Here is a 14,283-nt window from a genome sequence, read left to right as displayed (position 1 = left end):
ACCTCCGAGCCGGCGGTCAGGATGTCGGAGTCCCCCGATCGCGTCCACCGGGGGACGACCCGCCGACCGGGACCGCATCGTGACCCCGTTCGGGGTAACGAGCCCTGGTGGACCGTGCGACCTCCGGTGGAGGCTGGAGATCCGGCGGGAGGGGGCGGCGTGCGCATCGCGGTGGTGGCGACGGTGACGATGATCCTGCTCCTGGGCGCCGTGCCGCTCGCTGTGCCCGGGGTCCCGCGGCTGCACGGCGTGCCGTCGTTCGTCGCGCTCGGTGTGCTCGTCCTGGCGGGCGTCGCGCTCCTCGTGGGGACGGTGCTCCTCGCGCTCGGACGCCACGCCCACCGGCGCGACGAGGACGCCGCCACGGGTCCGACGCCGGAGGCGGCGCCGCGCCCGGTCTCCCCGGCGGCACCCGCGGCGCCCGGCTGGGTCACCGTCCGCACGCGCTGGTAGCCCTCAGCCCACCGGCCAGGGGTCGGTCAGCGGCGCGCCGGACACCGGGCCGGGCCAGGTCCACACCCATACCGGCAGGCGCCCGCCGGCGGTGTGCGCGACGGCGCGCTGGCGGCGGTACTCGGGCCCCTCGTAGGCGTCGAGCGCCGGCAGTGCGGCCGGCGGGTCGGCGAGCGTCAGCACGGCCCCGTGCGCCCGTCCCGGACCGCCACGGACGAGGGCCGGGTAGCCGCGCCCGGTGTCGTGCACCCGGCCCGGCAGCCACGCCTCGACGGGCGCGCCCGTGACGTGCGGCGCCATCAGCCGCCAGGCGCGCCGGCCCGGCATCAGGGTGCCGTAGACGAACACGCGGTCGGGCCACGACGACGGGTCGGGGGTGCCGTGCTCGACGCTGACGACGTCCCGGACGGGCGGGGCCGGCTCGCCCACGAGGTCCCGGGCGGCGGCCTGGTCGACATCGACGACCGGCACCGGCGCCCCGTCGACGAGCAGCGGGGCCCGCGACGCGGACGGGTCCGGCTCCGCGGCGCGGCGTGGCCCCGGGGCGCCCGCCCAGTAGGTCCAGACGCCGTCGAGGCGCGCGCCGTCCTCGGTCTCCACGTGGCCCGTACGCAGCCGCACGAGGTCGTAGCGCTCGCCCCGTCCCTCGCAGCGGTCGAGCACGGCGACCTGGTCCGGCGTCGCCATCCACACCGCGTGGGTCTCGACCGCGCCCGCCGCCACGGCGAGCGTCGCCGGCCGCGCCCCGTCCCGCGCCCGCAGCCCCGCGGCCCACACCGCGGCCAGGCCCTCCACCCGCGCGCGCAGGACCACCACCGGCCCCGCGAGGCCCAGGTGCTCGCGCAGCCACGTCAGCTTGCCCGGACTGCGGTTGGACCCGAAGGCGAGCACCGGGACCCTCGCCGCCATCGGCGCGGCCCCGTGCCCGGCGAGCCACCGGTCGAGGTCGTCGCCGTCCACGGTCCACCCGGCCGCGGCCCGGTCGGAGGGCTCGAGCCGGTGGCTCGCCCGATGCAGGTGCACGAACGAGAAACCCGGCGCGACCCCGGGATAGGGGTCGGCCGGGTACTCGTCGTCCGGAGAGGGGGTCAAGCCCGCGTCAGTAGCCCCGCTCGCGGTACTCCTCGAGGCGCGAGGCCTCGTCCCCGACCTTCGTCGTGTCGCCGTGCCCGGTGCGCACGATGGTGTCCCCGGGCAGTGAGAAGACCTTCTCCGCCAGCGACTCGATGATCACGTTGAAGTCCGAGTACGACGGCCCCGTCGCACCGGGCCCGCCGTTGAACAGGGTGTCCCCGGAGAACAGCGTGCCGAGGTCGGGCGCGTAGAACACCGTCGACCCGGGGGAGTGCCCCGGCGTGTGGATCGCCCGGAGGTCGATCCCGCCGATGGTGAACGTCTCGCCGTCGTGGATCTCGCCGTCGGGCTCGCGGTCCGGGTAGGTGAGGTTCCAGACCACCCGGTCGTCCGGGTTGAGCAGGATCGGCGCGTCGAACGCCGACGCGATCGCCGGCGCCGCGTTGACGTGGTCGTTGTGCGAGTGCGTGCACAGGATGGCCACGACGTTGCGGTCGCCGATCGCCTTCTTGATCGCCTCCGCGTCGTGCGGGGCGTCGAGGAGGACGACCTCGGACGAGTCGCCGACGATCCAGACGTTGTTGTCGACGTCGAACGAGTTCCCGTCGATCTGGAACTGGCCGGACGTGGTGAGGTGCTCGACGCCCTCGCTCACCTTCTCGGCGGTCACAGGATCACCACCGAACGCAGCACGTCACCGTGGTGCATCTTCTCGAAGGACTGCTCGACGTCGTCGAGGGAGATCCGCTCGGTGACGAACTTGTCGAGCGGAAAACGGCCCTGCAGGGCGAGGTCGACCAGCATGGGGAAGTCGCGGCTGGGCAGGCAGTCGCCGTACCAGGACGCCCGCAGCGACCCGCCGTGGGAGAAGAACGGCTGGAAGTCGGCCTCGAGCTTCATGTCCGGCGACGGCACGCCGACGAGCACCAGCCGGCCGGCGAGGTCGCGGGCCTCGAACGCCTGCTTCCACGTGGCCGGGATGCCGACCGCGTCGACGACGACGTCGGCGCCGAAGCCGCCGGTGAGGTCGCGGATGCCCTGCACCGGGTCGGTGTTCTTCGCGTTGATGGTGTGGGTGGCGCCGAAGCCCTTGGCCCACTCCAGCTTCCGGTCCTCGGTGTCGACCGCGATGATCGTCGTGGCCCCGGCCAGCGCCGCGCCGGCGATCGCCGCGTCGCCCACCCCGCCGCAGCCGATGACCGCCACGGTCTCACCGCGCTTGACCTCGCCGGTGTTGATGGCGGCGCCCGCGCCGGCCATGATCCCGCAGCCGATGAGCCCGGCCTGGGCCGGATCGATGTCGGGGTTGACCTTCGTGCACTGGCCGGAGTGCACCAGCGTCTTCTCCGCGAACGCGCCGATGCCCAGGGCCGGCTTGAGCTCCTCGCCGGTCTCCTTGAGCGTCATCGCCTGGGCAGCGTTGTGGGTGTCGAAGCACAGGTGGTGCTGGCCCTTGCGGCACGCGCGACAGACCCCGCACACGGCACGCCAGTTGAGGATGACGTAGTCGCCGACCTCGAGCCCCTCGACGCCCTCGCCGAGCGCCTCCACCACGCCTGCGGCCTCGTGGCCGAGCAGGAACGGGTAGGCGTCCTCGATGTTGCCCTCGCGGTAGTGCAGGTCGGTGTGGCAGACCCCGCAGGCCTGGACCTTCACCACGGCCTCGCCCGGACCGGGATCGGGGATGACGATCGTCTCGACCGTCACCGGCTTGCCCTTCTCCCGGGACACGACGCCCCGGACCTCCTGCGGCATGTGCTCGCCTCCGTGTTCTCAGGGTGTGGTTCTCAGGGTGTGCTCCGGGTCACCTGTGCCCGGGCGCCCACCTTGGCATGCGCACCCGACCATGGTCACCGCCGTGAGCATGATCGATCCACAGCCTGGTCGTCCGGACGGGGCCGCGCCGGCTCCTCCCACCGGGCGCGGCCCCGCACCCGGGTTCGACGCAGCGAGCCCGGCGCCGGTTCCCGCAGGCACGACGGCGCGGCGGCCACCTCGCGAGAGGTGACCGCCGCGCCGTGGGGGTCGTGCGTCAGGCGTGGAAGATCAGCGCCGAGCCCTGGCCGCCGCCGCCGCAGAGGCTGGCGACCGCGTAGCCGCCGCCACGGCGGCGCAGCTCGTGGGCGGCGTGCACCGCGAGCCGGTTGCCGGTGGCGCCGATGGGGTGGCCCAGGGCGATGGCGCCGCCGTCGGTGTTGACCTGGTCGGAGTTCAGACCCAGCTCGCGGGCCGACTGGATCGCGACGGCCGCGAACGCCTCGTTGATCTCCCACAGGGAGACGTCCGAGGGGTCGATGCCCTCGCGGCGCAGCGCCTTGAACGCGGCGTTCGACGGCTGCGAGAGCAGCGAGTTGTCCGGGCCGGCGACCCAGCCGTGGCTGCGGATCTCGCACAGCGGCTCGAGGCCCAGCTCCTGGGCCTTCTTCGCCGACATGACGACCGTGGCCGACGCGCCGTCGGAGACCTGCGAGCTGCTGCCCGCGGTGATCGCGCCCTCCTTGGAGAACGCCGGCTTGAGCTTGCCGAGGCCCTCCGCGGTGGTGTCGCCGCGGACGCCCTCGTCCTCGGTGACGCTGATCGGGTCGCCCTTGCGCTGCGGCACCTGGACGGCGGTGATCTCGGCCTCGAAACGGCCGTTCTTGGCGGCGTCGGCGGCGCGCTGGTGGGACGCGGCCGAGACCTCGTCCATCTCCTGGCGCGACAGCCCGATCGACGAGGCGAAGCGCTCGGTCGAGGCGCCCATCGACTCGTGGTCGTAGACGTCGGTGAGACCGTCGTGCTCGGTGGCGTCGACGAGCGTGCCCGAGCCGTACTTGTAGCCCGAGCGCGCCTTCGGGAGCATGTGCGGCCCCTGCGTCATCGACTCCATGCCGCCGGCGACGACGATGTCGTACTCACCGGCCTGGATCATCTGGTCGGCGAGGGCGACGGTGTCGAGGCCGGACAGACAGACCTTGTTCAGCGTGAACGAGGGCGTCGACATCGGGATGCCGGCGTCGGTGGACGCCTTGCGGGCCGGGTTCTGGCCGTTCCCGGCCTGGATCACCTGACCCATGATCACGTACTCGACCTGCTCTCCGGTGATGCCGGCGGCCTCGAGCGCGGCCTTGATCGCCGTGGTGCCCAGGTCGCCGGCCGTCATGCCGGCGAACGCGCCGGAGAGCTTGCCGATGGGAGTGCGCTTGCCGGAGACGATGACGGAGCCGGGCATGCGGTGGACCCTCCTGGTCGATGGGTGGCGCGGCGGTGCGCCGGGGACGACCGACCACCCGGGCGGTCGAAGTGGGTGGTCACGGTGCGCGGTGCCCTCGTCACACGAGGGCCGGACGTCTGAACGTACCCGCGGGCCGGGGCCGTCACCCAGGCCCGCGGGCGGAGGATCACCGCAGGATCTGCGGGATCGTTCCAGGTCGAGCGGTCACGGACGCGAGTGCTCCGCGACGGCGGCCAGGAGCGGCGGCCACTCGTGGCGCAGCGCCTGGTTGCCCATGAACAGCCCGAGGTGGCCACCGGGCGCGGTCCGCGTGGTGACCTGGTCGGCCGGCGTGGACACGTGGTCCGCGGCGGCGAAGACCTGCACCGGCGGCGTGATGTGGTCGGTCGCGCCGCCGAGCAGGAACAGCGGGCAGGAGATCCGCCGCATGTCGACGCGCTCCCCGCCGACCACGAGGTCGCCGTGGACGAGCTCGTTGCCCGCGAAGAGGTGCTCGACCAGCCACAGGTAGAACGTGCCGGGCACGTCCTGCGTGTGCTTGAACCAGTCCTCGAACGCCTCGTAGCGCCCGATGGCCACCGGGTCGTCGAGGTTGCGCAGCAGGTCGACGTGCTTGGCGATCTCCGCGTCGGGCCGGATCGCGATGAAGCCGCCCAGCACGAACGCGCCCGGCATGTTGCCGCCGCCCGCCGCGACCATCGCCCGGTAGGGCAGCTGGCCGAAGCGCTGGGTGAACACGCGCGACGACGCCCCGATCGGGGTCTCGCCGGCGTGGAAGTCGATCGGCGCGCCCGCGAGGGTCAGCGTGTTGACCTTGTCCGGGTGGATCGCGGCGTAGATGGTCGCGAGCCACCCGCCCTGGCAGTCGCCGATGAGGTTGACCTTGCCGCCGGCGTGCTCGACGGCCCGGTCCACCACCGCGATGTAGTCCTCGATCGTCGTCCCCGAGGTCGCGCGGGTGGCGCCGACCCAGTCGAGGGTGAACGCGCGGGTCAGCCCGGCCTCGCGGATGACCATCATCTGCGACTGGCGCGGCTGGAAGTCGACGATGCACGAGTCGTGCCCGGCCTGGGGCGGCAGCACGAGGGCGGGCACGACGTCGTCGGTCGAGCCCTGCGAGAAGTCGCGCAGGCGCGCGATGGGCGTCTCGAAGACGATCTCGTGCTCGTTGTGCCACTGCGGGCGCCGGCGGGTGAGCACGTGGCGCCACCAGCGCTGCGCGTCCCGCGTGTTGCGGCCGGGGGTCAGCGCCTGGCGCAGCGCCCGGCGGGCCACGTAGCCCGCGCCCTTGGTCATCTCCGCCACGCCGCGCACGGCGGCCGTCGCGTGGTAGCCGCGCAGATAGGCGGCGGGATCGGGTGAGGGGGCCTCGGTCTGGGCCGCCGTGGGGTCGGCGTCCAGCACGTCGTCGGTGGACTCGAGGTCGTCGGCGAGGGCCGTCATGGCGCACCTCCTCGCGCCCACGCAGGGTGAGCGCTCGATCGCACCCGGCTCTGGGTGCTGCGTGGACCGTACGGGTGCTTGGGATGGTTCGCAACGAGCGTCTACCGCACGGTAGGACCGTTCGGGGCTTCCCCACGGCCCGATCCGCCCAGTTCGATGGCATCGGATCGTGTGGTCCGGCCCACGGCGTGGGTACACGGACCGCCGACAGCGCTGTCCACGACGCAGGGGAGCACGCATGGGAGACATGACCGGACAGGTGGCCATCGTGACCGGCGGCGCCCGGGGCATCGGGCGCGCGATCAGCGAGCGGATGGCCCGGCGCGGCATGAAGGTCGGCGTCGGCTACTCGTCGAACCCGGACTCGGCCGAGGAGCTCAAGGCCGAGTTCCCGGACCAGATCACCATCCACCAGGGCAACATCGGCAACCGCGCCGACTGCGAGCGCGTGTTCGACGAGGTGCTCCAGGCCCACGGCCGCGTGGACGTCCTGGTCAACAACGCCGGCATCACCGCGGACAAGATGGTGGCGAAGATGGAGGTCGACGACTGGGACCGCGTCGTCCAGGTCAACCTCTCGGGCACGTTCTACATGTCGCAGCTCGCGTACCTGCACATGGCCGAGCGGGGCATGGGCCGCATCGTCAACATCAGCTCGGTCATCGGCGAGAAGGGCAACGCCGGGCAGGTCAACTACGCGGCGACCAAGTCCGGGCTCTTCGGCATGACGATGTCGATGGCCCAGGAGGGCGCGCGCAAGGGCGTCACGGTCAACTGCGTGGCGCCGGGCTACGTCGAGACCGACATGGTGGCCGCCGTGCCCGAGCAGGCCCTGGAGAAGATCGTGTCGGGGATCCCGCTCAAGCGCCTGGGCCAGCCGGACGAGATCGCCCGCGTGGTCGAGTTCCTGTCCGACCCCGAGTCGGGGTACATCACGGGCCAGGTCTACTCGGTCAACGGCGGCCTGCACATGGACGCCTGACCAGGCTCTACGCCAGGCGCGCGGTCAGCTCGGCGCACACGTCGTCGAGCGCCGTCGCCGAGGCCCGGCAGACGCCGGGGAACGACAGGAAGCCGTGCACGGCACGGGCGTGGTCGGTGTGCCGGACGGGCACGCCGGCCGCGCCCAGCCGGGCGGCGTAGTCGACGCCGTCGTCGTGCAGCGGGTCGATCCCGGCCGTGATCACGAGAGCCGGGGGCAGGTCGGACACGTCCGGCGCGAGCAGCGGCGAGCAGAGCGGGTCGCCCGGGTCGGCGTGGTCGGCGGGGCCGCCCAGGTAGTGGCGCCGGAACACCTCCATGTCCGCGCGCGTGAGCACCGGCCCGCCCGCGAAGCGCTCCACCGACGGCCGCGTGAAGGTCAGGTCGAGCACGGGGTAGAGCAGGACCTGGGCGTCGATCACCGGCCCGGCCTCGCGGGCCAGCAGGCAGACGACGGCGGCGAGGTTGCCGCCGGCGCTGTCGCCCATGACCGCCAGGCGGTCGGGACGCGCCCCGAGTGACGCCGCCTCGCGCGCCACCCACGACACCGCCGCGTACCCGTCCTCGCGCCCCGCCGGGTAGGGGTGCTCGGGGGCGAGGCGGTAGTCGACCGACACCACGAGCGCGCCGACCCGCGCGGCGACGTGCGCGCACAGCCAGTCGGACTGGTCGAGGTTGCCCAGCGTCCCGCCGCCGCCGTGGAAGTTGACGACGACGGGCAGCGCGCGGGCCGTGTGCGGGCGGTACAGGCGCACGGGGCGCGGCCCGACGGCGGTGTCGGCGACACGGTCGGTGACGAGCACGCCCCGCGGCATCGGACCGAAGACCCGCGAGGTGACGAGGTTGTGCGACAGCCGTCGCGCGCGGGCGCGGGTGATCTCCTCGGGGCCCATGCGGCTGACCGCGACGGCTCCCGACACGTCGGCGAACCACGTGAACACGCGCAGCCGGACGTCGATGTCCATGGCGCCCCCTCCCGGCGACCCTGCTGGAAGCTCGCGCCCCGCCGCGTGGCGGTGATCAGCCGGTGATCACCCCCGACCCGGTGGGAGGCCGACAGCGTGCCCGATCAGCGGCGCCGGGTGCTCCCCGAACGGCCCATCGATCGGGGGCCGTCGGTGACCGGTTCCTGGTCCACGGGGACGAGCGGGTGAGACGCGTGTCGCAGCGACGACACTCCGCGCGGCACCGGCGGGCGGTTGCTCCGGTCGTCGGAACCCGCGCTGACGGGAGCGCGACGACGCGGCCCGTAGCGTCGGGTGGGTGAGCACGCCGCCACCGACGTCGAGCAGCGATCGGCCCGACGCCCGGCAGCTCGAAACCCTCCTCGCCGCGGCCGTCGTGCTCGTCCTGCTCGTCACCGCAGCGGTCGCGGGCGTGGTCGCGGTGACCCGCCGGGGCCCCGACGCCGCGCCGACCTACGCGCAGCCGGTCGCCGCGCCGGTGCCCGCCGACGCCGGTGCGCGGGACACCTGGGCGGCGGACGCGGCCGGGCGCAGCGGCGTGCCCGGCCGCGCGCTCCTCGCCTACGCCGGTGCGGAGGCCGCCGCGCGCGACGAGCTCGCCGACTGCGGGCTGTCCTGGGTGACGCTCGCCGGGCTGGGGCGGGTCGAGTCGGACCACGGCCGGTTCGGGGACACCGCGCTCGACGACGCCGGCCGCCCGCTCGACCCGATCCGGGGCCCCGAGCTCGACGGCACCGGCGGCAACCGGACCATCCGCGACACCGACGGCGGGCGGCTCGACGGCGACACCACGTACGACCGCGCGGTCGGCCCGCTCCAGTTCATCCCGACGACCTGGGACCTCTACGGCGCCGACGGTGACGGCGACGGCGTGCGCAGTCCCGACGACCTCGACGACGCCGCCCTGGCCGCCGCCCGCTACCTCTGCGCCGACGACCGCGACCTGCGCCGCGGCGACGACTGGCGCGCCGCGGTGCTCGCCTACAACCGCTCGAACGCCTACGTCGACCGCGTGCGGCGCGAGGCCCGGGGCGCCGCGGACGCCACGTCCTGAGCGGCCGGTGCCGGGCTCACCGCCGGGCTCACCGCCGGGCGAGCCGCCGCTCGCCGAGCGACCCGGTGCGGTACTCGAGCCCGTAGTGGCCGAAGACGCCCGGCTCGTCCTCGGCGCGCAGCTCGCCGTCGGTGTCGATCGACGGCGCCTCGCGCACGAGCTCCCGGCCGAAGGCGATCTTCACGTGGTCGGGGGTGACGACGGCGCCCTTGAGCGGGGCGAAGGCGAGCCGCGTGCCCCCGAACAGCGAGGAGATCTTCACCGTCGCGAACACCGGCTCGTCGCCCAGGGTGTCGACGTAGACCGCGTCCAGGGTCCCGATCTTCGAACCGTCCGGGTCGACCACCGGGCGATTGCGCCAGTCGCGGATGTTCTCGGCCGGGATCACGGGCCCGAGCCTAGGGCTTCCTCAGGCCGCGAGGGCCCGGCGCACCGACCGCTCGACGAGGATCGGGAGGACGGCGCTGACCCGCGCGCCCGCGAGGCGCTCCCGGGGCGCCGAGACGAGCCGGTACTCACCCGGACCGACGACGTCACACCGGTCGCCTCAGACCGCCGCGGTCACGCCCCGCGCAGCGCCGGCTGCTCCGCGGTGTCCGGGCGGGTGCCGAGCAGCGTCTCGTCGGTGGTCGGCAGCTCGGCGCGGGAGATCCGCCCGCCCCGGGCCAGCGCGCGGCCGATCGGGTAGGCGAGCGCCGACGGCGGCAGGGCGCCCTCCTCGCCGCCGAGGTGCACGCGGACATCGGCGGGCCCGGCGGTCGGGTCCTCGGGCAGGCCGAGGCGGCGCAGCGCCTGCCCGGCGACGGCGCGCGAGCTGTCGTGCAGCCCGGTGCCCGGCGGCAGCGCGGCGAGGATCTCCTCGACGACGAGCGGGTAGTGGGTGCAGCCGAGGACGACCGAGCGGGCCCGGGCGGGCGTGCGCGCCGCGGCGTAGGCGACCGCCTCCCGCACGGCGTCGGCGTCGGCGTGCTCGACGGCGGTGGCGAGCCCGGGACAGGCGACGGACTCGGCCTGGCCGGGCGCGGCGAAGCGCGCGAGGAGGTCGGCCTGGTACTCGCTGCCGGTGGTGCGCTCGGTGGCCCACACGGCGAAGGGCAGCCCGGTGGCGCCCGCGGGCTTGACCGCCGGCACCGTCGCGACCACCGGCCGGTCGGGCTCGAGCGCCTCGCGCAGCGGCACCACCGCGGTCACCGACGCCGTGTTGCACGGCACGACGATCGCGTCGGCGCCCCGCTCGACGGCGAGCCGGCCGGTGTCGAGCACCCGGTCGACGATCCACGACGACGCCTTCGACCCCCACGGCATGCCCTCGGGGTCGAGGTAGAGGTCGAGCGCGAGGTCCGGGCGCAGGTGGCGCAGCCACCCGGCGGTGGGCAGCAGGCCGCATCCCGAGTCGAGGAGCGCGACCCGCGGGGGACGCTGGGGCTGGCCGGCCATCGGCCCCGAGTCTAGGACCCCGCGATCTCAGACCATCGCGGCGCTGCCCACGTCCGGGTGCTCGCGGTGGTAGGCCACCATCGCGCCGACGTGCTCGGCGAACGACGGGCACCGCACGCCGACCTCGTCGAGCAGCGCGGTGGTGGCGGTGACGTCGTAGACCGTGGGGTGGGTCAGGTAGTCCAGGGTCGACGAGGGCAGCTTGAACAGGCGCCCGACGCCCGGCAGGTGGTCGATCGAGAAGCGCGAGAGCGTCGTCGGCACCGGCACCACCTTGAGCCGCTTGCCGGTGTGGGCCGCGAACGCCTCGCACATCTCCAGCACCGAGGGCGGGCGCGGCGCGGCCAGCGCCACCGTCCGGTTCTCCGCCCCGGGGTGGGGCGCGAGCGCGGCGACCGCGTCGACGACGAAGTCGCTCGGCACCAGGTTGAACTGCACCCGCGACGGGTCGCCGGGCAGCGGCATGACCGCGACCCGGCCCTGGCGGGCGATGAGCTGCAGGGCGTAGTAGGGCCCGTCGTACTTCTGGGTCTCGCCGGTCCGGCTGTCGCCGACGACCACCGACGGCCGGTAGATCGTCACCGGCATCCCGGCGTCCCGGGCCTTGGCGACGACCCGCTCCGCCTCGTGCTTGGTGTGCTCGTAGTGGTTGGAGAAGGACTGGCCGAGCTCGAGGTCGTCCTCGGCGAAGATGCCGGGGTAGCGCCCGGAGACGTAGCAGGTGCTGACGTACTGCAGCCGTACGAGCTCGTCGGCGCCGCGGGCGAGGTCGACGACGTGGCGCGTGCCCTCGACGTTGACCGCCCACGCGAGCTCCGGGGCGACCGACAGGTCGTAGACCGCGGCGAGGTGGAAGATCTCCAGCGGCCCGCGGCGCAGCGCCGCGGTCTCCTCCGCGTCGAGGCCGAGGCCCGGGCGGGTGATGTCGCCGACGACGAGGCGAGTGCGTCCGGCGATGGCGGGCTCGGCGGCCTCGAGGCGCTCGAGGGTCCGGCGCGCCTGGTCGAGCCAGCGCTCCTGCACGAGGGCGACGGCCTGCGCGTCGGGGGAGCGGCGCAGCGTCCGGGGCAGGAGCGCGGTGCCCAGGAAGCCGGGGAAGCCGGTGTAGAGCACGGTCGTCGCCAACTCAGGCCTCCGGGATCCCTCGGCGTCAGGGTGCGGGGAGTGGACCACGACGGCGCCGCTCGTGCCGGGCGACCGGCGCACGACCGGCTGTGAGCGCGGTCATGCGCCCCGACGTGTCGGCCCGGGAAGGTGTCGCCGTCGCCGCACCCGGGGAAGACTTCGCGGAACGGCCGGATCGGCAGGAGGGTTCAACCTGATGAGCGCGCAGCGCATCGTGGTGGTCGGCGCCGGGTTCGCCGGCTTGAAGTGCGTCCAGCGCCTCGAACGTGAGCTCAAGGACGAGCTGGCACGCGGCGAGGTGGAGGTCGTGGTGGTCAACCCCCACGACTACATGCTCTACCTGCCCCTGCTCCCGCAGGTGGCTGCCGGGGTCATCACCGCGCAGTCGGTGACGGTGCCCCTACCGCGGGCCATCAAGCGGGCCGCGCGGCTGCCGGGCCAGGTGGTCGGGCTCGACCTCGAGCGCAAGGTCGCCGTGGTCAAGAAGATCAGCGAGGAGGTCGTCGACCTCCCCTACGACCGGCTCGTCATCGCCGCGGGCAGCGTCACCCGCCAGTTCGACATCAAGGGCCTCGAGGAGCACGGGCTCGGGATGAAGAACCTCGGCGAGGCCGCCTACCTGCGCGACCACGTCCTCTCCCAGCTCGAGCTGGCCAACGCCTCGACCGATCCGGAGGAGCGTGCGGCCCGCTGCAGCTTCGTCGTGGTCGGCGGCGGCTACGCCGGCACGGAGACCGCCGCGTGCCTCGAGCTGCTCACCGACGCCGCGATGAAGCGCTTCCCGCGCCTCGACCCGACGCTGGTGAAGTGGACGCTGATCGACATCGCCCCGCGGCTCATGCCCGAGCTCGGGCAGCGCCTCGGTGAGGAGGCCCTCGACCTGCTGCGCCGTCGCGGCATCGGCGTGCGGCTCGAGACCGGCGTCGAGGAGGTCACCGACTCCAGCGTCACCCTCACCGACGGCAGCACGATCCCCACCAAGACCCTGGTGTGGACGGCCGGCGTCACCGCCAGCCCGCTGGTCAAGATGCTCGGCGTCGAGCTCGTCCGCGGCCGCGTCAAGTGCGGCACCGACCTGCGTCTCGACGGCTACGACGACGTCTTCGTGCTCGGCGACGCCGCGGCGGTCCCCGACCTCACCGCGGACCCGCCCGGCTCGACGCTGTGCCCGCCGACCGCCCAGCACGCGACGCGGCAGGCGGTGGTCGCGGCCGACAACGTCGTCGCCTCGCTGCGCGGGCAGCCGCTGCACGAGTACAAGCACCACGACCTCGGGCTCGTCGTCGACCTCGGCGGCACCCAGGCGGTGGCGCACCCGTTGAAGCTGCGGCTCACGGGCATGGTCGCCCAGGCCGTGACCCGCGGATACCACCTGTACGCGCTGCCGCTGATGCGCACGCGGATGCGGGTCGTCTTCAACTGGATCCTCCACCTGTTCGGTGGCGACGACTTCATCCGCATCGGCTTCCTGGCCGGCCGCAAGAACGAGACGTCGTCGTTCGAGGAGACGCGGGACTACCTCTCCGAGGAGGAGATGGCGCAGCGGGCCACGGCGGCCTCGTGAGCGACGCCGGGGGCGGCCCGCCGTGACGGCCGCCGACGAGGACGGGGGCGGGCGGGTCACCGATCTGCTCGCGCGCGACGGCACACGCCTGCGGCGCTGGGACAACGGCGCCGCGGGCGTCCCGGTCGTGCTGTCCAACGGGCTCGGCGCGAGCGCGACGGCGTGGCCGTTCCTGCACGGCGAGGACAGCGGCTACCACGCCACCAGCTGGCACCACCGCGGGCTGGGCGGCTCGGAGCGCCCGGCCGACGAGACGCGCATCGGGGTCGCCGACCACGCCGAGGACCTGCTCGCGGTGATGGACGACGCCGGGATGGACCGGGCCGTCGTCATCGGCTGGTCGGTCGGCGTGGCCGTCGCGATCGAGGCCGCGCGCCGCGCCCCCGACCGGGTCGCGGGCCTGCTCGCCCTCGGCGGTGTGGCCACCGGTGCGTTCCGGGTGCTGCCCCGCGGCCCGCTGCCCACCCCGCTGCCCGAGGGCGTGCACCGGCGCGCCGCGCAGCTCGGGGGCTGGCTGCTGCGGGTGGTCGGGCCACCGGTCGCCGGGGTGATCGACCTGCTGCCCCGCACCATGGACGCGAGCCGCGACGCCTTCGGGCGCGCGGGCCTCGACCCCGCCCAGCTCGACCCGACCGGGACCGCGGCGCCCCTCGTGACCCTCGCCGAGGTCGCGCGCCAGTTCGCCCGCCACGACTGGACGTGGTTCTCGCGGATGGTGCTCGCGGCCGCCGAGCACGAGGCCCCCGCGGACGAGGACCTCGCGACGCTGACGATGCCCGCGACGGTCGTCGCGGGCGACTACGACACCCTCGCCCCGCCCGCGGACATGGCCGCGCTCGCCGCGGCACTGCCCGACGCGCGGCTCGCGCGCCTGCCCGGATCGCACTTCCTGCCGCTGCAGTTCCCCGACGCCCTCGCCGGCGAGCTGGCCGCGCTGGCGGCCCGGGCGGGGCTGCGCGACGGCGACTGACGG

At 74.4% G+C, this 14,283-nt stretch carries 14 protein-coding genes and 1 pseudogene; 5 read left to right on the top strand and 10 right to left on the bottom strand.

The window, feature by feature from the left end; translation table 11 throughout:
* The first annotated feature begins 159 nt into the window (after positions 1–159).
* Positions 160–453 carry a hypothetical protein gene (locus PGB27_RS25750; protein WP_274203299.1) on the top strand — a complete coding sequence of 98 codons (294 nt, stop codon included), beginning with the start codon at positions 160–162 and terminating at the stop codon, positions 451–453.
* 3 nt (positions 454–456) lie between these two features.
* Here PGB27_RS25750 and PGB27_RS25745 read toward each other — a convergent pair whose 3' ends face one another.
* From PGB27_RS25745 to PGB27_RS25725, 5 genes are all read right to left on the bottom strand, one after another.
* Positions 457–1,545 carry a gamma-glutamylcyclotransferase family protein gene (locus PGB27_RS25745; protein WP_274203298.1) on the bottom strand — a complete coding sequence of 363 codons (1,089 nt, stop codon included), beginning with the start codon at positions 1,543–1,545 and terminating at the stop codon, positions 457–459.
* Between the two features lie 7 nt (positions 1,546–1,552).
* Positions 1,553–2,197 (bottom strand): MBL fold metallo-hydrolase, encoded by a 645-nt coding sequence (locus PGB27_RS25740; protein ID WP_274203297.1) that lies wholly within the window; start codon positions 2,195–2,197, stop codon positions 1,553–1,555.
* Positions 2,194–3,282: an S-(hydroxymethyl)mycothiol dehydrogenase gene (locus PGB27_RS25735; RefSeq protein WP_274203296.1), complete on the bottom strand. Its 1,089-nt coding sequence runs from the start codon at positions 3,280–3,282 to the stop codon at positions 2,194–2,196. The genes PGB27_RS25740 and PGB27_RS25735 overlap by 4 nt, the downstream gene beginning before the upstream one ends.
* Positions 3,283–3,559: 277 nt before the next feature.
* A complete protein-coding gene (locus PGB27_RS25730) occupies positions 3,560–4,738 on the bottom strand; it encodes an acetyl-CoA C-acetyltransferase (RefSeq protein ID WP_274203295.1) in 1,179 nt (392 codons plus the stop codon).
* Between the two features lie 207 nt (positions 4,739–4,945).
* The gene (locus PGB27_RS25725) at positions 4,946–6,184 is read right to left on the bottom strand and encodes an alpha/beta fold hydrolase (protein WP_274203294.1); all 1,239 of its coding nucleotides are present in this window, start codon (positions 6,182–6,184) and stop codon (positions 4,946–4,948) included.
* Between the two features lie 238 nt (positions 6,185–6,422).
* On the opposite strand from PGB27_RS25725, the gene PGB27_RS25720 reads away from it, so the two are divergent.
* Positions 6,423–7,166, top strand: a complete 744-nt coding sequence (locus PGB27_RS25720) for a 3-oxoacyl-ACP reductase family protein (protein WP_274203293.1) — start codon at positions 6,423–6,425, stop codon at positions 7,164–7,166.
* A 7-nt stretch (positions 7,167–7,173) separates the two neighbouring features.
* On the opposite strand, the gene PGB27_RS25715 is transcribed toward PGB27_RS25720, so the two are convergent.
* A complete protein-coding gene (locus PGB27_RS25715; protein ID WP_274203292.1) occupies positions 7,174–8,130 on the bottom strand; it encodes an alpha/beta hydrolase in 957 nt (318 codons plus the stop codon).
* Positions 8,131–8,428: 298 nt separating this feature from the next.
* On the opposite strand from PGB27_RS25715, the gene PGB27_RS25710 reads away from it, so the two are divergent.
* Positions 8,429–9,184 carry a lytic murein transglycosylase gene (locus tag PGB27_RS25710; protein ID WP_274203291.1) on the top strand — a complete coding sequence of 252 codons (756 nt, stop codon included), beginning with the start codon at positions 8,429–8,431 and terminating at the stop codon, positions 9,182–9,184.
* A gap of 28 nt (positions 9,185–9,212) precedes the next feature.
* Here the strand turns inward: PGB27_RS25710 and PGB27_RS25705 are convergent, their stop codons facing one another.
* From PGB27_RS25705 to PGB27_RS25695, 4 genes and pseudogenes are all read right to left on the bottom strand, one after another.
* Positions 9,213–9,572, bottom strand: a complete 360-nt coding sequence (locus PGB27_RS25705) for a PRC-barrel domain-containing protein (RefSeq protein WP_274203290.1) — start codon at positions 9,570–9,572, stop codon at positions 9,213–9,215.
* 21 nt (positions 9,573–9,593) lie between these two features.
* A pseudogene (locus PGB27_RS29510) lies at positions 9,594–9,683 on the bottom strand (three-helix bundle dimerization domain-containing protein); the annotation flags it as partial.
* Between the two features lie 62 nt (positions 9,684–9,745).
* The gene (locus PGB27_RS25700; protein WP_274203289.1) at positions 9,746–10,621 is read right to left on the bottom strand and encodes a glutamate racemase; all 876 of its coding nucleotides are present in this window, start codon (positions 10,619–10,621) and stop codon (positions 9,746–9,748) included.
* 27 nt (positions 10,622–10,648) lie between these two features.
* A complete protein-coding gene (locus PGB27_RS25695) occupies positions 10,649–11,746 on the bottom strand; it encodes an SDR family oxidoreductase (protein WP_274203288.1) in 1,098 nt (365 codons plus the stop codon).
* A 196-nt stretch (positions 11,747–11,942) separates the two neighbouring features.
* Here PGB27_RS25695 and PGB27_RS25690 point away from each other — a divergent pair, with 196 nt between their 5' ends.
* Entirely contained in the window at positions 11,943–13,310 is a 1,368-nt protein-coding gene (locus tag PGB27_RS25690) for an NAD(P)/FAD-dependent oxidoreductase (RefSeq protein WP_274203287.1), read from the top strand.
* A gap of 22 nt (positions 13,311–13,332) precedes the next feature.
* Positions 13,333–14,280 (top strand): alpha/beta fold hydrolase, encoded by a 948-nt coding sequence (locus PGB27_RS25685; protein ID WP_274203286.1) that lies wholly within the window; start codon positions 13,333–13,335, stop codon positions 14,278–14,280.
* Positions 14,281–14,283 lie beyond the last annotated feature (3 nt).

Origin of the sequence: Actinomycetospora lemnae (genome assembly GCF_028737315.1) — a bacterium.
Classification (GTDB): Bacteria; Actinomycetota; Actinomycetes; order Mycobacteriales; family Pseudonocardiaceae; genus Actinomycetospora; species Actinomycetospora lemnae.
Note: the sequence above shows the minus strand (reverse complement) of the source record. Positions and strands in the feature narration are given on the sequence as shown.